At 72.1% G+C, this 20,854-nt stretch carries 22 protein-coding genes; 10 read left to right on the top strand and 12 right to left on the bottom strand.

The annotated features are described in order from the left end of the window. Positions 1-3: 3 nt before the first annotated feature. Positions 4-213 (bottom strand): DUF1918 domain-containing protein, encoded by a 210-nt coding sequence (locus BMY74_RS25735; RefSeq protein ID WP_089920469.1) that lies wholly within the window; start codon positions 211-213, stop codon positions 4-6. Between the two features lie 149 nt (positions 214-362). Between BMY74_RS25735 and BMY74_RS25730 the strand changes: the two genes are divergently transcribed. After that, positions 363-818, top strand: coding sequence for a universal stress protein (locus BMY74_RS25730; RefSeq protein WP_089920467.1), 456 nt, complete (start codon positions 363-365; stop codon positions 816-818). A gap of 219 nt (positions 819-1,037) precedes the next feature. Here the strand turns inward: BMY74_RS25730 and BMY74_RS25725 are convergent, their stop codons facing one another. The 3 genes from BMY74_RS25725 to BMY74_RS25715 are packed head-to-tail and all read right to left on the bottom strand — an operon-like array spanning position 1,038 to position 3,201. Beyond that, a complete protein-coding gene (locus BMY74_RS25725) occupies positions 1,038-1,916 on the bottom strand; it encodes a universal stress protein (RefSeq protein ID WP_089920465.1) in 879 nt (292 codons plus the stop codon). Then, entirely contained in the window at positions 1,913-2,482 is a 570-nt protein-coding gene (locus tag BMY74_RS25720; protein WP_089920463.1) for a CBS domain-containing protein, read from the bottom strand. Before BMY74_RS25720 ends, BMY74_RS25725 begins: the two co-directional genes overlap by 4 nt. A 26-nt stretch (positions 2,483-2,508) precedes the next feature. Then, the gene (locus BMY74_RS25715; RefSeq protein ID WP_143091702.1) at positions 2,509-3,201 is read right to left on the bottom strand and encodes a hypothetical protein; all 693 of its coding nucleotides are present in this window, start codon (positions 3,199-3,201) and stop codon (positions 2,509-2,511) included. Positions 3,202-3,328: 127 nt separating this feature from the next. Here BMY74_RS25715 and BMY74_RS25710 point away from each other — a divergent pair, with 127 nt between their 5' ends. The 3 genes from BMY74_RS25710 to BMY74_RS25700 all read left to right on the top strand — a co-directional run bounded on the left by BMY74_RS25710 (position 3,329) and on the right by BMY74_RS25700 (position 4,561). Next, positions 3,329-3,598 (top strand): DUF1876 domain-containing protein, encoded by a 270-nt coding sequence (locus BMY74_RS25710; protein WP_089920459.1) that lies wholly within the window; start codon positions 3,329-3,331, stop codon positions 3,596-3,598. A gap of 10 nt (positions 3,599-3,608) precedes the next feature. Beyond that, positions 3,609-3,827, top strand: a complete 219-nt coding sequence (locus tag BMY74_RS25705; RefSeq protein WP_245786358.1) for an SHOCT domain-containing protein — start codon at positions 3,609-3,611, stop codon at positions 3,825-3,827. Positions 3,828-3,907: 80 nt separating this feature from the next. Beyond that, complete coding sequence (locus tag BMY74_RS25700; protein WP_089920457.1) at positions 3,908-4,561, top strand: response regulator transcription factor; 654 nt, start codon at positions 3,908-3,910, stop codon at positions 4,559-4,561. 12 nt (positions 4,562-4,573) lie between these two features. Here the strand turns inward: BMY74_RS25700 and BMY74_RS25695 are convergent, their stop codons facing one another. Then, on the bottom strand, positions 4,574-6,253 hold the full coding sequence (locus tag BMY74_RS25695) for a sensor histidine kinase (RefSeq protein ID WP_089920455.1): 1,680 nt from the start codon (positions 6,251-6,253) through the stop codon (positions 4,574-4,576). A 136-nt stretch (positions 6,254-6,389) separates the two neighbouring features. On the opposite strand from BMY74_RS25695, the gene BMY74_RS25690 reads away from it, so the two are divergent. After that, on the top strand, positions 6,390-7,394 hold the full coding sequence (locus BMY74_RS25690) for an Acg family FMN-binding oxidoreductase (RefSeq protein ID WP_089920453.1): 1,005 nt from the start codon (positions 6,390-6,392) through the stop codon (positions 7,392-7,394). A 5-nt stretch (positions 7,395-7,399) separates the two neighbouring features. On the opposite strand, the gene BMY74_RS25685 is transcribed toward BMY74_RS25690, so the two are convergent. Continuing rightward, positions 7,400-8,773 (bottom strand): MBL fold metallo-hydrolase RNA specificity domain-containing protein, encoded by a 1,374-nt coding sequence (locus tag BMY74_RS25685; RefSeq protein WP_089920451.1) that lies wholly within the window; start codon positions 8,771-8,773, stop codon positions 7,400-7,402. A gap of 152 nt (positions 8,774-8,925) precedes the next feature. Between BMY74_RS25685 and BMY74_RS25680 the strand changes: the two genes are divergently transcribed. The 4 genes from BMY74_RS25680 to BMY74_RS25665 are packed head-to-tail and all read left to right on the top strand — an operon-like array spanning position 8,926 to position 11,836. After that, positions 8,926-9,618, top strand: a complete 693-nt coding sequence (locus BMY74_RS25680) for a universal stress protein (protein WP_177229916.1) — start codon at positions 8,926-8,928, stop codon at positions 9,616-9,618. Next, positions 9,566-10,159 carry a hypothetical protein gene (locus BMY74_RS25675; protein WP_089920446.1) on the top strand — a complete coding sequence of 198 codons (594 nt, stop codon included), beginning with the start codon at positions 9,566-9,568 and terminating at the stop codon, positions 10,157-10,159. Before BMY74_RS25680 ends, BMY74_RS25675 begins: the two co-directional genes overlap by 53 nt. Then, positions 10,156-11,046, top strand: a complete 891-nt coding sequence (locus tag BMY74_RS25670; RefSeq protein ID WP_089920444.1) for an ABC transporter ATP-binding protein — start codon at positions 10,156-10,158, stop codon at positions 11,044-11,046. Before BMY74_RS25675 ends, BMY74_RS25670 begins: the two co-directional genes overlap by 4 nt. Then, on the top strand, positions 11,036-11,836 hold the full coding sequence (locus tag BMY74_RS25665; RefSeq protein WP_089920442.1) for an ABC transporter permease subunit: 801 nt from the start codon (positions 11,036-11,038) through the stop codon (positions 11,834-11,836). Before BMY74_RS25670 ends, BMY74_RS25665 begins: the two co-directional genes overlap by 11 nt. Before the next feature lie 63 nt (positions 11,837-11,899). Here BMY74_RS25665 and BMY74_RS25660 read toward each other — a convergent pair whose 3' ends face one another. From BMY74_RS25660 to BMY74_RS25635, 6 genes are all read right to left on the bottom strand, one after another. Next, entirely contained in the window at positions 11,900-12,151 is a 252-nt protein-coding gene (locus tag BMY74_RS25660; RefSeq protein ID WP_089920440.1) for an acyl carrier protein, read from the bottom strand. Then, positions 12,148-13,926 (bottom strand): 2-oxo acid dehydrogenase subunit E2, encoded by a 1,779-nt coding sequence (locus BMY74_RS25655; protein ID WP_245786357.1) that lies wholly within the window; start codon positions 13,924-13,926, stop codon positions 12,148-12,150. The genes BMY74_RS25660 and BMY74_RS25655 overlap by 4 nt, the downstream gene beginning before the upstream one ends. Next, complete coding sequence (locus BMY74_RS25650) at positions 13,919-14,896, bottom strand: alpha-ketoacid dehydrogenase subunit beta (protein WP_089920438.1); 978 nt, start codon at positions 14,894-14,896, stop codon at positions 13,919-13,921. The genes BMY74_RS25655 and BMY74_RS25650 overlap by 8 nt, the downstream gene beginning before the upstream one ends. Next, positions 14,893-15,846: a pyruvate dehydrogenase (acetyl-transferring) E1 component subunit alpha gene (gene pdhA, locus BMY74_RS25645; RefSeq protein WP_245786356.1), complete on the bottom strand. Its 954-nt coding sequence runs from the start codon at positions 15,844-15,846 to the stop codon at positions 14,893-14,895. The genes BMY74_RS25650 and pdhA overlap by 4 nt, the downstream gene beginning before the upstream one ends. Next, on the bottom strand, positions 15,843-17,585 hold the full coding sequence (gene acsA, locus BMY74_RS25640; protein ID WP_089920436.1) for an acetate--CoA ligase: 1,743 nt from the start codon (positions 17,583-17,585) through the stop codon (positions 15,843-15,845). The genes pdhA and acsA overlap by 4 nt, the downstream gene beginning before the upstream one ends. Before the next feature lie 154 nt (positions 17,586-17,739). Continuing rightward, on the bottom strand, positions 17,740-20,316 hold the full coding sequence (locus tag BMY74_RS25635) for a cation-translocating P-type ATPase (RefSeq protein ID WP_089920434.1): 2,577 nt from the start codon (positions 20,314-20,316) through the stop codon (positions 17,740-17,742). 107 nt (positions 20,317-20,423) lie between these two features. Between BMY74_RS25635 and BMY74_RS25630 the strand changes: the two genes are divergently transcribed. Beyond that, positions 20,424-20,849, top strand: a complete 426-nt coding sequence (locus BMY74_RS25630; protein ID WP_089920432.1) for a hypothetical protein — start codon at positions 20,424-20,426, stop codon at positions 20,847-20,849. Positions 20,850-20,854 lie beyond the last annotated feature (5 nt).

Genomic DNA, 20,854 nt, shown 5'->3' with positions numbered 1-20,854 from the left:
GCCTCAGTCCGCGTGCAGGTGCACGTCCCCGGCCGCGAGGACGTGCGCGTCCGGCCCGGGGAACACGAGGGTCTCGTGCCCGTCGTCGAGCCACCGCACCAGGTACGGCGGTGTACCGTCCTCGTGCCGCACCTCCAGGATCAGCCCGCGACGGCCTCCGTGGTCGATCACCGGCCCCTCGACGACCAGCCAGTCACCCGCTTCGGCTTTCATGACCCCGTCCTCTCGTCGCACGTCGTTCGAGGGTTCGCCTTCGGCACGGCACGTCAGCAGTGCGGATGGGCTCGCCGCGGTCGTGACGTTGGTCCCTGCCGACGGGACCGGGCCGCGACCACCCTCGGGGAGAGCGATGGGAGCGGAAGATGAGAACACCTGTGATCGTTGTGGGCGTGGACGGATCCACGCAGGCGGAGGCCGCCCTGCGGTGGGCGATCGACGAGTCGGCGCGCCGCGGCGCGCGAGTGGAGGCTTTGCTGGCCTACCACCAGGAACCCGTGTTCGTGCCGGCCACGTCGATGGCGCTGCACCCGTACGGGGAGAGGCCGCGCCGGCATCCCGCGCAGGAGCTGCACGCCACCGTGGAGCTCGCGCGGGCGGCTGTGCGCGACGCGCCGGACGTCGCCGAGACCGTGGTGGTCGGAGAGGCCGCTGACCACCTCGTCGAGGCTTCTCGCCACGCCGACCTCCTCGTCGTGGGCACGCGTGGCCACGGGCCGCTCGCGGGAGCCGTGCTCGGCAGCGTGGCGGCGAAGTGCCTGCGCCGGTCGCACTGCCCGGTGGTGGTCATCCCGCCACCGGTCGTCGACAGGACGCGCTGAGACGAGGGCTGCTCACCACTTCGGTGAGCAGCCCTCTCCCCTGTCGGTGAACAGACCTTCCCTTACCTGACACCAGAAGGCCGCCCGTACTTCCGGTGAACAACCCCTTCCCGAAGCCAGGACACCACTGACACGACTCCCGTCATCACCCCTCTCCGCTGTCCGGCGCCGGACGCCGCCGGGGCGGTCTCCCCACCACGGGAGACCGCCCCGGTCCTCTCATCCGGCCTGGCGCACGATCGCCAGCGGGCACGGGGCGTTGTAGACGAGCGCCTGGCTCGTCGACCCGAGCAGCATGCCCGCGAACCCGCCGTGCCCGTGGCTGCCCACGACCACGAGCTGCGCCTCGGCGCCGTACCTCATGAGAGCTCTCACCGGGCGGTCGCGCAGGACCACGCGGTGCACCTCGACGTCCGGGTACTTCTCCTGCCACCCGGCCAGTCGCTGTGCCAGCAGCCGCCGTTCCTCCCCTTCGACCTGTCCCCAGTCCACGGTGAACCGCGTGGCGCTGTAAGCGCTCTCCACCATGAAGTCCTGCCAGCACAGGACCGCGGTCAGCCCGCAGCCGCGCGTGGACGCCTCCTCGAACGCGAAGGCGAGTGCCGCCTCGCTCGTCGGGGAGCCGTCGACGCCGACCACCACGGGGCCGTCCGGCACGGCGGTACCGCGGACGACGACCAGCGGGCACTCGCCGTGGGAGGCGAGGGCCAGCGCCGTCGAACCGACCAGCAGGCCGGTGACGTTGCCGAGTCCCGTGGACCCGAGCACCATCAGCTTCGCGGCCCGCGACTCCTCGATCAGCAGGTGTGTCCCGTTGTCGGCGACCACCTCCGTGACGACCTCGACACCGGGTGCCGCGGCACGGGCGGCCGCGGTCGCCTCGGTCAGCCACTCGTGAGCCTGGTCCTGGATGGCCCGCCGGATCTCGTTGGCGGTCATGATGATCTCGGGATATCCCCGGACGGGCAGTGAGTACCCGTGCACCAGCCGGAGCCGGGTGTGGTGGCGGGCGCACTCCTCGGCGGCCCACCGCACCGCTGCCAGCGCCGACGACGAACCGTCGACACCGACCACGACGGGGGCGTCAGGTCCCTTCATCGCTCTCCCTCCGTCAGAACTCGGACGCGCAGCACGCCGGCGACGGAGCCGGCGAGCGCGGTCAGCACGCGTTCGGTCTCCTCGTCGGCGTTCTCCGCGCCGACCACGGCCTCGCCGTCCTGGACGACGACCGTCCACTTGCGACCTCCGCCGTACAGGTCGAGCACGCGTTGCGCCTCGGCGGCGACGGTGGTGTCGGTGCGGGCGAGGACCCGCACGAGGTCCCGGCGGGTGACGACGCCGACGACCTCCGAGCCGTCGACGATCGGTACGCACCGGATGTGGTCGTCGACGAACATCCGGGCGATCACGGTGCCCTGCGCGTCGGCGTCGACGGCGACGGCGGGAGTGGTCATCACCTCCCCGACGGTCTTGCCGCCCTCCTCGTCGACGTACCCGTTGCGCAGCAGGTCCGCCTCGGTGACGATGCCGATGATCCGCTTGTCCTCGTCCACCACCGGCAACGCGGTGAAACCGTGGGACACGAGCAACGCCGCGGCGCCGCGCACGGGCACCTGCGGAGTCACCGTGACGGCCGGACTGGTCATGATGTCGCGAGCACGCATGGCGCGCCTCCTCTCTTCCTCCGACGCTAGGAACGGGGCGCGCCCGCGGACGCGGTCGTTGGTCCCGCTCCGTCCGGGTCCTTCGTGCCGACGAGCAGCAACGCCTGCGGGTAACCGGCCAGCTCGTGGTGTTCGATGAGCCCCGCACGCCACTGCTGGCGGTGCATCAGGTGCACCACCGGGCGGACGCGCACCCCGGCCGACCTCGCCGCGAGCAGCGCGGCCTGCAGGGCCGCGCCACCGCGCACGTGGTCGGGACGGCCGTCGCCGACCGTCACCACGACCAGCGTCCCGTCGTCCACCGGGTGGAGCTCGGTGCCCGCCCAGTGGTTGGCGGACACGAGAACCCCGGCCACGCCGTCGGCCGTGCCGTCGGGCAGCAGCACCGCCCGGTGCTGGGCGAGCTCCTGCTCGTCCGGCGGCTGCCGCCGATCTGCGCGGACGATCGCGATCAGGTCGGGGTTGGCGTGGTCCGCGGGGAACACCACCTTGGCGTGCCAGCCCGCGACCCGGACGGCGAGCACGATGTGCTCCAGGGCCGCGCCGCAGGTCAGCAGCCGGTCCATGCCCAGGGGGTCGTGCGACGACCGGTGCGCGACCTCGTAGAGGTAGACCGACCGGTTGTGCAGCTCCAGCACCCAGGGTTTGCCCGCGCTGTGCACGGGCGCTCTCCTGGCTGCCTCCACGATCTCCGCGGCTTCCGCGGCACTCCAGCGCATACCTCGACGATCCGGCCGTCGGCGGCCCGCCGGACAGGGCGGAGGGGCTCGCCCGGTACGGGTAGTTCGACTCTGCGAACACCCACGAGCGCCGTTCCACGCTGGAGCCCCCGGACGAGGAGGCTCCATGAGCACCGCCAAGAAGTGGTCGGTCGAGATCCGCATCGACGAGCACGAGTCGCGGACGCGGGCGGAGGCGCGCCTGCACACCGCGGACAGGACCCACCTGGTGGGGTTCGGCCAGGCCCGGCTGAACCCCGCCGACCGCGACGTCCCGGAGATCGGGGACGAGCTCGCCGTGTCACGGGCGCTCGCCGATCTGGCCCACCAGTTGCTCGACGCGGCCGCCGGCGACATCGAAGGCGTCACCCACGCTGCCGCCCGGCTGACGGAGTGAGGAGCACGTGATGTACTACGGCACCCCGATGGGCTGGGGAGGATTCGTCGTGATGATGCTGGGCATGGTCCTCTTCTGGAGCGTGCTGCTCACGGTCGTCGTGCTCCTGGTCCGCCGCCGCGACGACCACGGCGGTTCCGCTCTGCGCATCCTCGAGGACAGGCTCGCCAGGGGCGAGATCGACGCCGAGGAGTTCGAGCGGGTCCGCAAGACGTTGCGCTCCCGTTGATCAGAGTCTTTGGTCCCTGTGCCTGGTCACCGCGGTGGAGGATCGTTCGATTCGACGTCGTCGAGCGAGAGGTGGTAGCGGTGGTCGCGCGAGTCTTCCTGGTGGACGATCACGAGGTGGTCCGCGTCGGGATCAGGGAACTGCTCAGCGCCTCGGAGGACCTGGAGGTCGTCGGCGAGGCGGCCTCGGTCACCGAGGCGCTCACGAGGGTGCCCGCGGTGGCGCCCGACGTCGCCGTCCTCGACGTCAGGCTGCCCGACGGCAACGGCATCGAGCTGTGCCGGGAGCTGATGTCCCGCCTGCCCGACCTCAAGTGCCTGATGCTGACGTCGTTCACCGATGACGAGGCGTTGTTCGACGCGATCATGGCGGGCGCGTCCGGCTTCGTCCTCAAGCGGATCGTCGGCACCGACCTCACGCACGCGGTGAAGACGGTGGCGGCCGGGCACTCCCTGCTGGACGCGCGGTCGACGTCGGCGCTGCTGAACCGGATCCGGCGCGAACGCGAGAACGGCGACCCGGTGCGCATGCTCACCGAGCAGGAGCGCACGGTGCTCGACCTGATCGGCGAGGGCCTCACCAACAAGCAGATCGCGGACAAGATGTTCCTCGCCGAGAAGACGGTGAAGAACTACGTCTCGCACCTGCTCGCCAAGCTCGGGCTGGAACGCCGCACCCAGGCCGCCGTGCTCGCCTCGAAGCTCGTCAAACCGGCGCCACTCGAAGAGGGCTGAGCGCGGGCCCGTTCACTCCAGCGGGACCTGCCAGGTCACCCTCGCACCGCCGCCGGGTTCGTTCGCCGCGGTGCAGGAACCGCCGTATCCGGCAGCCCGCTGCTCGAGGTTGAGCAGGCCGCTGCGCGCCACCGAGGGCGGCAGGCCGACGCCGTTGTCGACCATGCTGATGACCAGCGCGTCGCCCGCCTCGACGGTGAGGGTCAGCTCGGTCGCCCGCGAATGCCGCAGGGCGTTGCTCACCAGTTCCCTGACCACGGCTTCCGCGTGCTCACCGATGTGGTCGGGCACCAGGTTGTCGATGGTGCCGCTCATCCGCACGGCGGGGGTGACCGCCGCGCCCTCCGTCAGCTCGGCGACGATGTCGAGCAACCGGCGCCGCAACCCCGCGTCGTCGTCGGCCGCCTGCAGGTCGAAGATCGACGTGCGGATCTCCAGCACCGTCTGGTCGAGCTGGTTCACCGCCTTCTGCACGCGGCGCTTGGCCTCCGGGTGGTTCACCCAGGCGAGCGCCCCCTGCAGGCTCATCCCCGTCGCGAACAGCCGCTGGATCACGTGGTCGTGCAGGTCGCGGGCGATGCGGTCGCGGTCCTCCAGCACGTCCACCAACCGCCTGGCCCTCTGGTTCTCCGCGAACTCCAGCGCCACCACGGCCTGGTCGGCCAGCGAGGCCAGCAGGGGCACGAGGTCCGCCCCGAACGGCACCACGCCCTTCTCCCGCACGGTCACCAGCAGTCCCGTCACCGCGGTGCCCGCGCGCAGCGGCAGCACGACGCAGGCGCCGAGTTCGGTGCCGTTCTGGCCGAACAAGCCCTCCAGGTCCTCGACCAGCATCGGCGCTCCCGACTCCAGCACCTCGTGCAGAACGGTGCCCGCGGGGTCGATCGTTCCCTCGACCAGGGGTATTCCCGCCTGAGCCGCCGGGTGGATCGACTGGCCCACCCCGTCGGTGAGCAGGACCGCCACGCTCGTGGCCGACGCCAGCTCGAGCGACCTGTGCACGATCAGCTGGAGCGCGTCCTCGGCGGAGGCGCCGCCCAGCAGCTGGGAATTGATCTCCGCGGTGGCCTCCAGCCACCGCTCGCGCAGACGGGACCGCTCGAACAGCCGGGCGTTCTCGATCGCCACGCCGGCGGCGGCCGCCAGTGCCTCCAGCACCACCTCGTCGTCCGGCGTGAAGTCGGCGCCGTCGGTCTTCTCGGTCATGTAGAGGTTGCCGAAGATCTCGTCGCGGACCCGCACCGGGACACCGAGGAAGCTGTGCATCGGCGGGTGGTTCGGCGGGAAGCCGACCGAGGACGGGTGCTCGCTCAGGTCGTGCAGGCGGATGACGCGCGGATCCTTGATCAGCAGGCCGAGCAGTCCCTTGCCCTCCGGCAGGTGACCCATGTGCGCCCGCGTTCCGGGGTCGATGCCGACGTAGACGAACTGCGAGAGGTTGTCCCGGTGTCCCAGGACACCCAGCGCACCGTACCGGGCCCCCACGAGCTCCACCGCGGCCTGGACGATGCGCTGCAGGGTCGAGTCGAGCTCGAGGCCTGCGCCGACCGCCAGAACGGCGTCGAGCAGACCCTGCATCTTGTCCCGGGTGGACCCGATCTCGGCCAGGCGCTCGCGCATCTCGTCGAGCAGGTCGTCCAGTCTCAGCCCGCCCAGGAGACTGCGCGACCGGCTCTCAGCTGAACCCGTCATGAAACGACCTTGGCACGTCGATCTCATCCCGCCAAGCAGTCCCGGTCAGATCGGGACCTTCGGCGCTGGGGGCGCGTGCCACACGCAGGTGAAAGTGGGGGATCACACTCTGCAAGCTGGTCGACGAGGTGGCGGGATGGTCGAGATGATCGCGGCGTTGGGGCTCACACCGGAGCAGGTGGAGGGCGTGCTCAGGTCCGCGTCGCTCGCCCCGTCCGTCCACAACAGCCAGCCGTGGCGGTTCCTGGTGCGGCCCGACCGCATCGAGCTCCACCCCGACAGGGACTACCGGCTCTCGGCCATCGATCCCGACGGCCACGAACTGCGGCTCGCCTGCGGCGCCGCGCTGTTCAACCTGCGCGTCGCACTGCAGGCCTGCGGGGTCCGCCCACTGGTCACGGTCCTGCCCGGCAAGGACGCGCCCGACGCGCTCGCCACCGTCCGCCGGGGCGGTGTGTTCACGCCCGACGACGAAACGCGGACCCTGCTCAGGGCCATTCCGGCACGCCGCACCAACAGGCGGCCCTTCTTCGAGTCCGGTGTGGACGCACGGCACCGGTACGCGCTGGTGCGGGCCGCCGAACTGGAGCGGTCCTGGTTGCACGTCGTCGGTTCCCCCGACGACGTCGCCCGGCTGAAGAAACTCGTGCGCAAGGCCCACCAGATCCAGCAGGAGGACCCCGGCCTCATGGCCGAGCTCGCGGCCGTCACCGGTCACCGCCCCGGCGCCACCGACGGCATCCCGCCCGCCTCCGCCGGCTTCAGCCCGGAGGCGCAGGACGAGTGGGCGTTCCGGGACTTCCACCCCGGGCAGAACCACGAACGCCCACGGGGCAAGGACTACGAGTCCAACCCCCTCGTCGCCGTCGTGTGCTCCCACTACACCGGCGCGCTGGGCGAACTCCAGGCTGGTCAGGCGATGGAACGGGTGCTGCTCACGGCGACGACGCTCGGCCTGTCAGCGTCGTTCATGTCCCAGCCGATCGAGGTCGCGCCGGTGCGCGACGAACTGCGGCGGGAACTGGGCGGCACGCTCGTGCCCCAGACCGTGCTGCGGATCGGGTTCGGCAGCCCGGTCCCCGCCACGCCGCGCCGGCCGGTGGCCGAACTGCTGCTGGAGCCCACGAACACGGCGAACTGAGCGGGTCAGACCACAACCCGCTCACCGTCCCTCGGCACCACGGCGGTCCACCCGTGCTCGATCGCCAGCCGGTTCGCCAAGGTGGCGGCACTCTCCGGCTCGCCGTGCACGACGTAGGTCGTCGCCGGCGCCGGACCGCTCGTCGCCCACGCCAGCAGTTCGTCCGCGTCGGCGTGGGCGCTGAACGCGTCGAGCACCTGCACCTCGGCCTTCACCGGCACGTACCGGCCGTGGATCTTGATCTCGCGGGCGCCGTCGACGAGCGAGCGCGCCCGCGTGCCGACCGCCGCGTAGCCGACGACCAGGACGGTGTGCCGGGGGTTCGGGAGCATGTGCTTCAGGTGGTGCAGCACGCGGCCACCCGTGGCCATGCCGGAGGCGGAGATGATGATCGACGGTTCCTTCGGGTCGTTGGCCCGCATCGACTGCGCGGCCGTGTGCAGCTCCGCCAGCCTGCCGGGGTCGAAGGCGTCCTCGCCGTCGCCCAGTTCCGGCCGGATCTCGGGCCAGCACTTCGCGACCGCCTGCCGGTAGACGCGCAACGACGCCAGTGCCATCGGACTGTCCACGAACACCGGCAGATCCGGGATCTCCCCCGCCCGCACCAGCCTCGCCAGCTCGACCAGGACCACCTCGGTGCGGTCCACCGCGAAGGAGGGGACGAGCAGGCTGCCACCCCGTGCGGCCGTGCGGCGGATCGTCTCCGCGAACAGCGCGGTCGCCGCGGCGTCGTCGTGCGGCCGGTCGCCGTAGGTCGACTCGATCAGCAACGCGTCGCAGGCGGGGCGCGGCTGAGGTGGCAGAAGCACGCGATGCGCGGGCCTGCCGAGGTCACCGCTCACGACCACACTGCGGTCGCCCGTCGTGAGGTGCGCCCACGCCGACCCGAGGATGTGGCCCGCACGGCCGAACTCCAGGTCCACTCCGCTCACGACGGACCGCGTGGAGCCGAAGTCGATCGGGCGGAACAGCTTGGTCGCGCGTTCGGCGTCGGCGGCGTCGTAGAGGGGCAGGGCGGGCTGGTGCTTGGACCAGCCCGACTCGGTGGCCTGCCGCGCCTCCTCCACCATCAGGTGGGCGCTGTCGGCCAGCACGATGCCGGCGAGGTCCGCGGTGCCCTCGGTCGTGAACACCGGTCCGTGCCACCCGTTGCGCACCAGCACCGGCAGGTAGCCGCAGTGGTCGAGGTGGGCGTGGGTGAGCACGACGGCGTCGAGCCGGTCCAGGTCCAGCGGTGGTCGCTGCCAGTTCCGCCGGCGCAACGGCGCCAGGCCCTGGAACAGACCGCAGTCCACCAGGACCTGGGATCCGCCGGTGTCGAACAGGAACTTGCTGCCGGTGACCGTGCCGGTGCCGCCGAGGAACGTCAGCGTGCTCATCGTCGTGCCCTTCTGTGATGGGGAACCACACGGTGCTGCCTCACCGCTCAAACCCACAGCGGCTCCGGGCCCCGCGCGGCGAGGACCTTCGTCCTGCGCGGTGTGCCCCCTTCGCACTGGGAACGGGAGCGGTGCCGGACCACCGTGGAGAGATGGAACCTGTTGTCGTGATCGCAGACGGCTCTCCCCGGATCGACGACATCGTGCGCTGGGCCACCGCCCACGCCGCGCTCGTCGAGGCGGAAGTGGAGGTGCACGGTCCCGGGGACGACTTCCAGGCCCAGCTCGTCGTGCTGGGCCACCGGGGGCGGTCCGGCTCGGCACTGGGACTGGGCGGTCACGTCCTGCCCGTCGTGTGCGGTGTGGACTGCGACGCCGTGGTGGTGCGCGGTACGCAGGCCGCCCGGCGCGGACTGCACGGCCGCGTCACCGCGCTCGTCAGCGGTGGCCCCGACGACGCCGCCGTCCTCGCCCGCGCCGCGGACTTCGCGAGCGTCCACCACGCCGCGCTCCGAGTGCTGCACGCCGCGCCGCCGCCGCTGCTGCGCGACGACCTCGACGAGGACCACAGCTGGGTCCTGGAGCGGTCCACCGCCCTGCTCGCCGGACGTCCCCACACCGCCGTGCTGGTGCGCCGCCACCCGCACGAGGCGATCAGCCGCTGCTCCGACTCGGACCTGATCGTCGTGGGCCCCGGCGAGACCCGCACCTGCGGCGCCGTGACCAGGGCCGCCCTGCACCACGCGCCCTGCCCGGTGCTCGTGGTGCACCGATCCGTCCAGGAGGAACACCGTGTCGTCCCCACCCTCCCCGCTCCTCGCCGACCGGTTCGCGCCCAGGTCTGACTTCGGCCGCCTGGACCACCTGGTGGTCGAGGCCGACCCCGCGTCGACGTACAAGGCGCTGCACTCGCTCGACCTGACCGACCTGCACGGCTTCCTCGTGAACGCCGCCATGGGGCTGCGCGCGCTGCCCGAGAGGTGGCGGGAGGACCGGCCGCCCCGGCACCGCACGCGGCTGACGCTCCAGGACCTCGACGCGGGCACGGACTGGGTCGTGCTCGGGGAGGACCCGGGACACGAGATCGCGTTCGGTGCCGTCGGCCAGTTCTGGCGCCCGGTCGTCAAGTGGGCGCACGTCGAGGCTCGCGACTTCGCGGACTTCGCCGAACCCGGCTACGCCAAGGTCGTCTGCTCCCTCTCCACCTCCGCCTACGGCCAGCGCCGCACGCTGGTGACCGCGGAGGTGCGGGTGGTGCTGACCGATCCGCGCGCCTGGCTGAGCTTCCGCCGCTACTGGCGGATCAGCACGCCTTTCGTGGGCGTGATCAGCCGTGCGGTCCTGCGCACCGTCCGGCGTTCCGCGGAAGCGGGAGGTGTGCGATGAACGTCATCAGCACACAGCGCCTCTGCAAGTCCTACGGGAGAACGGAAGCGCTGCGGGACCTCGACCTCGAGGTGCGGCCCGGCGAGGTGTACGGGCTGCTCGGACCGAACGGCGCGGGCAAGACGACCACGTTGCGCCTGCTGGTCGACGTGATCAGGCCGACGCGGGGCGGCATCGCCCTCTTCGGTTCGCCCATGTCCCCGCGGTTGCGCGGCCGCATCGGGTACCTGCCGGGCGATCTCGTGCTGTACGACCGCCTGACCGGTGCGGAGTACCTGGGTTTCTGCGGGGCGCTGCGGGACAGGCCCGACCCCGGCGAGGCGACGCGGCTGGCCAAGCGCCTCGACCTCGACCTCGGCCGCCGGACGGACGAGCTCTCCAAGGGCAACCGGCAGAAGCTCGGCATCGTGCAGGCGTTCGCGCACCGTCCCGACCTGGCGATCCTCGACGAGCCCACCAGCGGGCTGGACCCGTTGGCACAGCGGGAGTTCCACACCTACCTGCGCGAGTACGTCGACGACGGCGGCACGGTGCTGTTCTCCTCGCACGTGCTGTCCGAGGTCGAGCACGTGGCGGACCGGGTCGGCATCCTGCTCGACGGCAGGCTGGTCGTGGAGGACGCCGTGGCGTCGTTGAAGGCGAACGCGGTGCGGGAGCTCACCTTCGCCTTCGCCGAGGAGGTGGCGGCCGCGACCTTCAGCGGTGTTCCGGGGGTGCGGGAGGCGGTCCAGGTGAGCGGCACCGAGGTCCGCTGCCGGGTGAGCGGCGCCGTCGGCGAACTGGTGCGCACCGCGGCCCGGTTCCCGCTGGTGAACGTCACGAGCCACGAACCCGACCTCGAGGACATCTTCGTCCACTACACCGAGGGGCTCTCCGATGTCCGCTGAACTGGTGACGAAGTCGTTGCGCGACAACCGGGGCAGCACGGTCGGCTGGGGCATCGCCCTGGTGGCGAGCGTGCTGTTGCAGCTCGCCGTCTACCCCGCGGTGCGCGACGCGGCCGGCGACTTCGAGAAGCTGCTCGACTCGTACCCCGAGGCGTTCAAGGCCCTGTTCAACGTCGAGCAGTCGCTCGCCAGCGGTGTCGGTTACCTGCAGGGCGAGGTGTTCGGTTTCCTGGCGCCCCTGGTCCTGCTGGGCGTCGCGATCGGCCAGGCCGCCAGGGCGACCGCCGGCGAGGAGAAGGCCCACACGATGGACCTGTTGCTGGCGAACCCGATCTCCCGCACCCGCCTGGTGCTGGACAAGGGGGTCGCGGTGCTGGGCTCGCTCACGGCCGTCACCGTCGCGTTCGGTGTCGTGCTGCTGGTGGGCGACTCGGTGGCGGGGCTGGGGGTCCCCTGGCCGCACCTGGTCTTCGCGGTGCTGGCGAGTGCCGTGGTGGCGCTGCCGTTCGGCGCATTGGCACTGCTGCTCGGCGCGCTCACCGGCAGGCCGGGCCTGGCCGTGGCCGTGCCCGTCGGCCTGGGGCTGCTGACGTACCTGCTCGACGCCCTGTCCCCGCTGGCCGGGGGACTGCGGTCCTGGCGGGTGCTGTCCCCCTTCCACCACGCCGCGGTGAACGACGCGCTGACCGGCGATCCGAACTGGCTGGGCCTCGCCGGCCTGGTCGTGCTCACCGCCTGCCTCGTGGCGGGCGCGGCGGCCGCGTTCGAGCGCCGTGACATCAGGAGCTGACGCCGTCCCGAACCGCGGCCGGGTGGGCGTTCCGCGGAACGCCCACCCGGCCGCGGTTCGCGTTCAGCAGTGTGTCCGGGCACGTGTCAGGAAGTCCACTCCGGCCGCCAGCGTGGTGAGCCGGCGCTGGTCGTCCTCGGTCACCGCCAGGCCGCTGCGCCTGGCCAGTTCCGCCGTGTAGGCCTGGAAGTCGATCGAGTCGAGGTCGAGCTCCTCGCGCAGGTCCGCGTCCGGATCCACCTCGTCCAGCACCACGTCGGGCGCGACGGTCACCAGAGCGGCCCGGATCATCTCGCGAGCTTCGTCGGGTGTCATGACTCCTCCTGTGCGGTCAGCAGTCTCTCCACGATCTCCAGGAAGCGGGCGCCGGTGCGCCCGTCGGTCGCCCGGTGGTCCGCCGACAGCGTCACGGTGACCACCGGGCGGACGCCGAGCAGGCCGCCGACCGCCCACGGGCGCTCCACCACCTTGCCGACGCCGACGAGGGCGACCTGGGGCGGGTGGATCACGCCGAACACGGACTCGACGCCTCTGTCCCCGAGGTTCGTGACCGTGATCGTGGCGCCGGTCAGCTCGCTGCCCCGCAACCGCCCGCTCCGCGCGCGGGTGACCAGGTCGCGCACGCGGTCCATCACGTCGACCGGCCCGAGGTCCGCCGCGTTCGCGATCACCGGGACGATCAGGCCGCCACCGCGCAACGACACCGCCATCCCGAGGTGCACGCCGTCCCCCGCCTCGAACCGGTCGACGGTCCAGAAACCGTTGAGCTGCGGGACCTTCGCCGCGGCCCGCGCACACGCGCCGAGGACCAGGGCGATGGGCAGCACGTGGCGTTCGATCGGCAGGTCGCGGTTCAACGCGGTCAGGCGCGCCATCGCGGCGGACATGTCGACGGTGGTGCTCAGGTAGTAGTGCGGGATCTCCCGCTTGGAGCGGGCCATCAGCTTCGCCGTGACCCTGCGTGCGATCGCGGCCCTGTCGACGGCGGGTGCGACGGTCTTCCCGGTCACCACCGGGGCCGGCCTCGCGGCACGGACGTCAGCCGCCCGCACGACGCCGCCGGAGCCGGACCCGGACAGCGAGGACAGGTCGACACCGAGCTCCCCGGCGAGCCGCCGGGCGTAGGGCGTCACCTTCCTCCGGGCCGACGGGTGCTCGACCCGCACGGCCGGTGCCGGCGCCTTTCGCGGCCCGGCGGCGCGGTGCACGTCGGACCGCGTGATGGCACCGCTCCTGCCCGTACCGCGGACGGCCTCCAGGTCCACACCGAGTTCCGCCGCCAGCTTGCGCACGAGGGGCCCCACCACCACGGGGCGGGGTTTCGGCACCGGTGCGGGAGGTACGTGGCTCTCGCCGGGTGCCGGGGGTGCGGCGGACTTGCGCTCTTGCGCGGGTGTCGGTGCGGGCGGTGTTCCCGTGGCGGGGACAGCGGGCGCACCGGGCCGCTCCACCGCGGCCGGCGGCGCGGGTGGCGGCCCCGCGGCAGGCACAGCAGGTGCGCCGAACGGCTCCGCATGCGCCGCCGGCGGAGTGGACGGCACCCCAGCGGCCACGGCAGGTGCGCCGAACGGCCCCGCATGCGCCGCCGGCGGAGTGGACGGGACCCCAGCGGCCACAGCAGGTGCGCCGAACGGCTCCGCATGCGCCGCCGGTGGAGTGGACGGCACCCCAGCGGCCACGGCAGGTGCGCCGAGCCGCTCCTCCGGCGCGGCCGGCGGAGTGGGCGGCAGTCCCCCGGCGCGTCGACCGCGCGCCTCCTCCACCACAGCCCCGGGTGCGGACGGCGCCTCCGCGGCGGGCACCACCGGTTCCTGTGGTGCGGGCCCCGGTCGCGCGCCGTCCGCCGTCCCGATCGTCGCGAGCGGGGTGCCGACGGGCACCGTCCTGCCGGGCGGCACCAGGATCTCCTCGATCACGCCGCTGTCGAAGCACTCGACGTCGATCGCGGCCTTGGAGGTGTCCACCACCGCGACGACATCGCCTCGTGCGACGGTGTCCCCCGGTTTCACCAGCCACTCGAGCACGGTGCCCTCGTCCATGTCCGCGCCCAGCGACGGCATCCGGAACTGGCTCGGCCCGGCCTCAGCCACCGCGCACCACCTCCCGTGCCGCGGCGGCGATCGACGCCGTCTGAGGCAGCGCCGCCTCCTCCAGGTGTCTCGCGTACGGGATCGGCACCTCCGCGCTGCACACCCTGCGGACCGGTGCGTCGAGGTCGTACAGCGCCTCCTCGCCGATGCGCGCGGCGATCTCGGCGGACAGGCCGCCGCTGCGCCACCCCTCGTCCACGACCACCGCGCGGTGGGTCTTCCGCACGCACTCGAGGACCGTGTCGGAATCCAGGGGGCGCAGGGTGCGGAGGTCGACCACCTCCGCCTCGATGCCCCCGGCCGCGAGGTCGTCCGCAGCGGCCAGGGTCTTGGTCAGGCTGCCCCCGTACGTGATGAGGGTGACGTCCCGGCCCGGCCGGCGGACCGCGGCGCGGGTGATGTCCACCGGCCCCGCGTCGTCGGCCAGTTCGCCCGCGAGGTTGTAGAGGCCGTTGTGCTCGAAGATCAGCACCGGGTCGGGGTCGCACAACGCCGGCCACACCATGCCCCGCGCGTCCTCCAGCGTCGCGGGCGCCAGCACCCGCAGACCGGGGATGTGCGCGTACCACCCCTCCAGGCTGTGCGAGTGCTGCGCCGCCAGCTGCCGGCCGGCCCCGGTGGTCATCCTGATCACCACCGGAACCGCGAACTGGCCTCCGGACATGTGCAGCAGCGTCGCGGCGTTGTTCAGGATCTGGTCGAGCGCGAGCAGGCTGAAGTTCACGGTCATGATCTCGACGATCGGGCGCATGCCGTTGAGCGCCGCTCCGATCCCGGCGCCGACGAAGGCCGACTCGGACAGCGGGGTGTCGCGGACGCGCTCCGGCCCGAACTCCTCCAGCAACCCGAGGCTCACCGCATAGCAGCCGCCGTAGCTGCCGACGTCCTCGCCCATCAGGAACACGCGGTCGTCACGGCGCATCGCGTCGCGGATGGCCTCGCGCAACGCCTCCCGGTAGGTGGTCTTCACGGCGTCACCTCCGAGGTGACGAACCGGGTCAGGTCGGCGACCGGTTCGACGTCGGCGGCCTCCGCGGTCGCGACGGCGAGGTCGATCTCGGCCGCCACCTCCGCCTCCAGCGCCGCGAGGTCGTCGTCGGTGAACTCGGGCCGCATCGCGTTCCTGAGCCGGTCGATCGGGTCGAGGTCACGCCAGTGCGCGACCTCCTCCTTGTCCCGGTAGCGTTCGGGGTCGTACATGGAGTGGGCGCGAAACCGGTAGGTCCGCAGTTCGAGCAGGCACGGTCCCCCGCCCGCCCGGATCTCCTCCGCCGCACGGCGGGCGGACTCCTTCACCGCCAGCACGTCCATCCCGTCCACCGACCAGGCCGCGAGCCCGTACGAGCCGGCGCGCAACGCCAGATCGGCGGCAGCGTGTTCCTTGGCGAACGCCGTGCCCATCGCGTACTGGTTGTTCTCGCAGCAGAACAGCACGGGCAGCCTCCACAACGCGGAGAGGTTCAGCACCTCGTGGAACTCGCCCTCCGCGGCCGCGCCCTCGCCGAAGAAGCACGCCACGACACGGGGTTCGCCGCGCATCAGATGTCCCAGCGCGAGTCCCGCGGCGATCGGCAGACCGCCACCCACGATCGCGTTGCCACCGAAGAGCCGGTGGCTCGCGTCGAACAGGTGCATCGAGCCGCCCCGGCCGCGGCTGCACCCGGTCACCTTGCCGAACATCTCGGCCATCACCGCGTCCATCGGCACGCCGCGGGCGAGCGCGTGCCCGTGGTCGCGGTAGGTCGACACCACCGAGTCCTGCGGATCCAGTTCGGACAGCACACCGGTGGCCACCGCCTCCTCACCCACGTACAGGTGCAGGAACCCGCGGATCTGCGCGGAGCTGTACAGCTCGGCGCACCGCTCCTCGAAGCGCCGGATGCGCACCATCTGCCGCAACAGCTCCAGCTCCTCCTTCACCGCCCCACCTCCAGCGTGGACGTGTCCCCTTCAGGAAGTCCCAGTTCCCTGGACTTCAGCAGCCTGCGCATCACCTTGCCGCTGCGCGTGTGCGGCAGGTGCTGGTCGAACGCGATCTCCTTGGGCGCCACGGCTCCCAGCCTCCGGCGCCCGAACGCGACCAGCTCGGCGCGCAGCTCCTCGGTCGGGTCGTGGCCCTCCCGCAGCGTCACGAACGCCTTCACGACCTCGCCGACGACCGGGTCGGGCTTGCCGATCACTCCCGCCTCGGCGACCGCGGGATGCTCCATGAGAGCGCTCTCCACCTCGAACGGCCCGACCAGGTGCCCGGCGGACTTGATCACGTCGTCCGCCCTGCCGACGAACCAGTAGTAGCCGTCGGGATCGCGCCGGGCCAGGTCGCCGGTGAGGTACCAGCCGTCCACGAAGGACTCGGCGTAGCGCTTGTCGTCGTGGAGGTAGCCGCGGAACATCGACGGCCAGCCCGGCCGCAGCGCGAGCTCGCCGACCGCTTCCGGATCGCCGACCTCGGTCACGCCGTCGCCGTCGCCCGTCACTATCCCGGCCTCGACACCGGGTATCGGCCGCCCCATCGAACCGGGCCGGACGTCCTCCGCCGCGTAGTTGCTGATCATGATCGCGCCGGTCTCGGTCTGCCACCAGTTGTCGTGCACCGGCAGTCCGAGCGCTTCCTGGCCCCACACCACGACTTCGGGGTTCAGCGGCTCGCCCACGCTCGCGACGAACCGCAGTGCCGACAGGTCGTAGCGCTTGGCCAGCTCCGCGCCGGAGCGCATCAGCATGCGCAGCGCGGTCGGCGCGGTGTACCAGACCGTCACGCGTTCGTCCTGCAGCACCTCGTACCAGCCGTGCGAGTCGAAGTCCGAGGCGTCCACGATGACCGTCACGCCGTGCGTGAGTGGAGCGATGATGCCGTACGACGTGCCCGTCACCCAGCCCGGATCGGCGGTGCACCAGTACACGTCGCCGGCGTGCAGGTCGAGCGCGTACGCCGCGGTGACGTGGTGTGCCAGCACGGCGCCATGCACGTGCACCGCACCTTTCGGCTTTCCGGTGGTGCCGCTGGTGAAGTGCAGCAGCGCCATGTCGTCCGGGGACGTCGGCGGGATCGTGAACTCGTCACCGGCCCGAGCCATCGCCTCGGCGAACGAGCGGGTTCCGGCCGGCGGGTCGTCACCGATGACCAGCACGTGTTCCAGCGCCGGCAGGGAGTCCCGCAGCTGGGCGACTCTCTTGCGGTACAACTGCGGAGTGGTGACGAGCACCCGCACGTCGCCCAGCCGCAAGCGTTCCCGCACGGGTTCCGGGCCGAACGCGGAGAACAGCGGTGCGTACACGCTCGTGTTCTTCAGAGCCCCGATCGCCGTGACGTACAGCTCGGGCACACGACCGAGCAGCGTCGCGACCCGGTCGCCCTTGCCTGCTCCGAGTTCCCGGAGCACGTTCGCGAACCTGTTGGTGGCACGGCGCAGCTCGTCGTAGGTCAGCTCGGTGGTGTGCCCGCCGCGACCGCGGCAGCGCAGCGCGCCCCTGTCGCGCGACGCACCGGCGGCGTGCCGGTCCACGGCCTCGTACGCGATGTTGAGACCGCCGCCCGGCAACCCGGTGAGCTGCGAGCGCGCCTCGTCCCAGCTGAAGCCGGCGTACACGCGCTCGTAGTCCACCAGGTTCGGCTCGACCGGTCCGGTGCGACGTTTCCTGATCGGCTCCCAACCCATGCCTCCAGGCTGTGCCGACCGGGGCCTGAACAGCAGGGACGAAGGTCCCCGATGTGACCGCCGTTGGCACGCTGCCGTTCCGGGGCGCGCGGACGACCGTCCTCCTAGAGAGGCCTTCGTCCCGGATCGATCCGTTCCGTACCCGGCGCGGGGTTCAGGTCGTGGCGGACCGATCGGTCCGCGTGAGACCGACCTTCCTGGCGAGGAAGGCCTTCGCGGCGGCGTCGGCCAGCAGCACGACCGGGACGGCTGCCAGTGCCAGGCCCCAGCCCAGTGCCGAGGGGGCGTGTCCTCCGAGCAGTTCCGGAAGTGGCGGCAGGAACAGGAAGACCGCCAGCACGGCCAGCTCGAACGCCACCGCCCACAGCAGCAACCTGTTGCCGCGCAACCCGACGCGGAAGCCCGACCGACTGGCGCTGCGGCACGCGTAGGCGTTCGCGAGCTGACCGAGGACGATCGCGGTGAACGCGGTGCCGGACGCCGTGGCGAGCAACGCCGCACTCGCCGTACCACCGGGACTCCACCCACCCGCGACCAGCACCGCGAGGAACGCCAGCATCGACATCACCGCCTCGGCGGGACCGAGCACCAGGAACACCCGGCGCAGCAGTCCTCCGTCGATGAGCGACCCGGTGTGCAGCCGTCCGCGCATGGTGCGCTTCGTGGGCGGTTCGGCTCCCAGTGCGAGTGCGGGCAGGAGGTCGGTGCCGATGTCCAGCGCGAGCACCTGCAGCACGCTGATGGCCAGTGGGATCGACCCGCCGGACAGCGCCCACACCACGAACGGCGTCAGCTCGGCGACGTTGTCGGTGAGGTGGTAGGTCAGGAAGCGGCGGATGTTGGCGAACGTGGCACGGCCCAGTTCGACCGCGGCGACGATCGTGCCGAAGTGGTCGTCCAGCAGCACCAGGTCGGCGGCCTCCCGGGCCACGTCGGTGCCGGAGGCGCCCATCGCGACGCCGATGTCGGCGGCGCGCAGGGCCGGACCGTCGTTGACCCCGTCACCGGTCATGGCGACGACGTGTCCCCTGCGCTGCAGGGCCGTCGCGATCCGCAGCTTGTCCTCCGGGGTGACGCGGGCGACCACGACGCCGTCGCGGTCCAGCAGCGACCCCAGCTCATCCTGCCCGGCGGGCAGGTCCGCGCCTTCCAGGACGAGGGCGTCGGGACCGAGCAGGCCCACCTGCCGCGCGATGGCCCGCGCCGTGGCGGGGTGGTCCCCGGTGATCATGGCGATGCGGATGCCGGCGGACCTGCACGAGGCGATGGCCTCGGCCACGTCGTCGCGCGGCGGGTCCTGCAGGCCCACCAGACCGAGCAGTTCCAGGTCACGTTCCGCGTGCTGCCAGGACTCCCCGTCACCCGCTCTGCCCTCCCGCCGCGCCACCGCCAGCACCCGCAGCCCGCGTTCGGCCAGGCCGGCCAGTGCCTCCTGCGCGCCCGGCGTCGCGCCGCACAGGGGCAGGACCGAGTCCGGGGCACCGGTCACGTGCACACCGTCGAGGTCCACGACGGACGAACGGCGGCGCCTCGGGTCGAACGGGAACCGCACGGCTTCCGCCGAGGGGCCGTCCACGCCCAGGCGTGCGGCGAGGACGTGCAGCGCGACCTCCATCGGATCACCGACGGGGAGCCACCGGTCGTCGTGGTGGCGCGCGTGGGCGGTGGGAGAACACCGCTTGGCGCTCGAAGCCAGTGCGCGCACCTGGTCGACCGCCTCGGCGGGGCCGTCCACGCTGCCGGTCGGTTCGTACCCGTTGCCGTGCACGGTCACCGCACCCCGGGGTGTCCACACCCGGACGACCGCCATCTCGTTGCGGGTCAGGGTGCCGGTCTTGTCGGTGCAGATGAACGTGGTCGCGCCCAGCGTCTCGACCGCGTCGAGCCTGCGCACCAGCGCGTTCCTGGCCGCCATGCCCTGCGCCGCACGGGCCAGCGACAACGTGACGGTCGGCAACAGCCCTTCCGGCACGAGCGCCACCGTGACCCCGATCGCGAACAGGAACCCTTCGGCGACGGGCAGCCCGAGCAGGACCGCGACGCCGAAGAACGCGGTGCCCACGGCGACCGCGATCACCGCGACCACCACCACGACCCTGTGCAGCTGAGCCGCCAGCGGACTGCGCGGTGGCTTCGCCTCCTGGGTCAGCGCCGCGATGCCCGCGAGCGCCGTGTGCGCACCGATAGCGGTCACGAGCACCGAAGCCTCGCCCTCGGCGACGTAGGTGCCCGCGTGGACCTGTTGTCCCGCAACGGGTCTCACCGGCACGCTCTCGCCGGTCAGCATCGACTCGTCGACGGCGAGTCCCGCCTCGGCCAGCACCTCGCCGTCCGCGCAGACCCGTGCGCCCGCTTCCAGCACCAACTCGTCACCGACGACCAGCTCCGCCGCGTCCACCTGCCGCAGGTGACCGTCCCGGCGCACGGTGGCCCGCAGCGGCATGAGGTCGCCGAGGCGCTGGGCGGCCCGGTCGGCGCGGTACTCCTGGGCGAACGCGAAGAGCCCGTTCAGCACGACGACCACCGCGATGGCCACCGCGAGCGCGGGCATGCCCGCGACCAGCGCCAGCACCGCCGCCGCCCACAGCATCAGCGCGAAGAAGTGCACCAGCTGTTCCACCAGCAGCAGAAGTGGATGCCGCCGTCGTGCGGCCGGCAATGCGTTCGGTCCGTCCCGGTGCAGCCGTCTGGCGGCTTCGGCCGACGAGAGGCCGGTTGTCGCGACAGTCATGGGGGCAGTCCAGCGAAGCCCGGGACCCGCGGACAGGGCGTGACGTCCCGGCGGACCGGGGACGATGGCCCCTGGGCCGGCGTCCGCACCGCCCCGACGCTGGAGGCATGGACACCGACAGCTACATCGCCTTCCTCGTGGTCAGCGCACTGCTGGTGGTGATCGACGCGGTGATCATCACGATCAGCGGCCGCAAGTACCTCAGCGACGACGACCACCCCGGCGCGAGCCTGGCCGCGAGCTGGCTCACGACCACGTTGTTCACGTTGATCGTGCTCGGCCTGGTCGCCCTGATCTCCACCCTCGACCTGCCGATCGACGGTGTGCTCCAGAAGACCGTGACCAAGCTCGGCATCGTGTTGCTGCTGCTGGCCGTCGCCCACGCCATCACGATGTCGGTGCTGACCCGCTACCGCGGCGAGGAGCGCCAGGAGCACCTCGTCGACGAGCTGGCAGAAGAACGCCGGGGCCACGCCAGGAAGCCCTCGGTGACGCGTTCGATCGAGCGTGACGAACCGTATTCGGCGATGTGAGCGGC

The sequence above is a fragment of the Lentzea albida genome, from assembly GCF_900111005.1.
GTDB classification, from domain to species: domain Bacteria; phylum Actinomycetota; class Actinomycetes; order Mycobacteriales; family Pseudonocardiaceae; genus Lentzea; species Lentzea albida.
The sequence above is the reverse complement of the archived record's forward strand: the minus strand, read 5'-3'. Positions and strand labels throughout refer to the sequence as shown.

Coding starts and splice junctions, on each gene's coding strand:
- BMY74_RS25660 (WP_089920440.1), bottom strand. CDS start 12,151: ATGACACCCGACGAAGCTCGCGAGATGATCCGGGCCGCTCTGGTGACC.
- BMY74_RS25635 (WP_089920434.1), bottom strand. CDS start 20,316: ATGACTGTCGCGACAACCGGCCTCTCGTCGGCCGAAGCCGCCAGACGG.
- BMY74_RS25665 (WP_089920442.1), top strand. CDS start 11,036: ATGTCCGCTGAACTGGTGACGAAGTCGTTGCGCGACAACCGGGGCAGC.
- BMY74_RS25695 (WP_089920455.1), bottom strand. CDS start 6,253: ATGACGGGTTCAGCTGAGAGCCGGTCGCGCAGTCTCCTGGGCGGGCTG.
- BMY74_RS25720 (WP_089920463.1), bottom strand. CDS start 2,482: ATGCGTGCTCGCGACATCATGACCAGTCCGGCCGTCACGGTGACTCCG.
- BMY74_RS25685 (WP_089920451.1), bottom strand. CDS start 8,773: ATGAGCACGCTGACGTTCCTCGGCGGCACCGGCACGGTCACCGGCAGC.
- BMY74_RS25670 (WP_089920444.1), top strand. CDS start 10,156: ATGAACGTCATCAGCACACAGCGCCTCTGCAAGTCCTACGGGAGAACG.
- acsA (WP_089920436.1), bottom strand. CDS start 17,585: ATGGGTTGGGAGCCGATCAGGAAACGTCGCACCGGACCGGTCGAGCCG.
- BMY74_RS25630 (WP_089920432.1), top strand. CDS start 20,424: ATGGACACCGACAGCTACATCGCCTTCCTCGTGGTCAGCGCACTGCTG.
- BMY74_RS25690 (WP_089920453.1), top strand. CDS start 6,390: ATGGTCGAGATGATCGCGGCGTTGGGGCTCACACCGGAGCAGGTGGAG.
- BMY74_RS25715 (WP_143091702.1), bottom strand. CDS start 3,201: ATGCGCTGGAGTGCCGCGGAAGCCGCGGAGATCGTGGAGGCAGCCAGG.
- BMY74_RS25735 (WP_089920469.1), bottom strand. CDS start 213: ATGAAAGCCGAAGCGGGTGACTGGCTGGTCGTCGAGGGGCCGGTGATC.
- BMY74_RS25730 (WP_089920467.1), top strand. CDS start 363: ATGAGAACACCTGTGATCGTTGTGGGCGTGGACGGATCCACGCAGGCG.
- BMY74_RS25680 (WP_177229916.1), top strand. CDS start 8,926: ATGGAACCTGTTGTCGTGATCGCAGACGGCTCTCCCCGGATCGACGAC.
- BMY74_RS25710 (WP_089920459.1), top strand. CDS start 3,329: ATGAGCACCGCCAAGAAGTGGTCGGTCGAGATCCGCATCGACGAGCAC.
- BMY74_RS25725 (WP_089920465.1), bottom strand. CDS start 1,916: ATGAAGGGACCTGACGCCCCCGTCGTGGTCGGTGTCGACGGTTCGTCG.
- BMY74_RS25705 (WP_245786358.1), top strand. CDS start 3,609: ATGTACTACGGCACCCCGATGGGCTGGGGAGGATTCGTCGTGATGATG.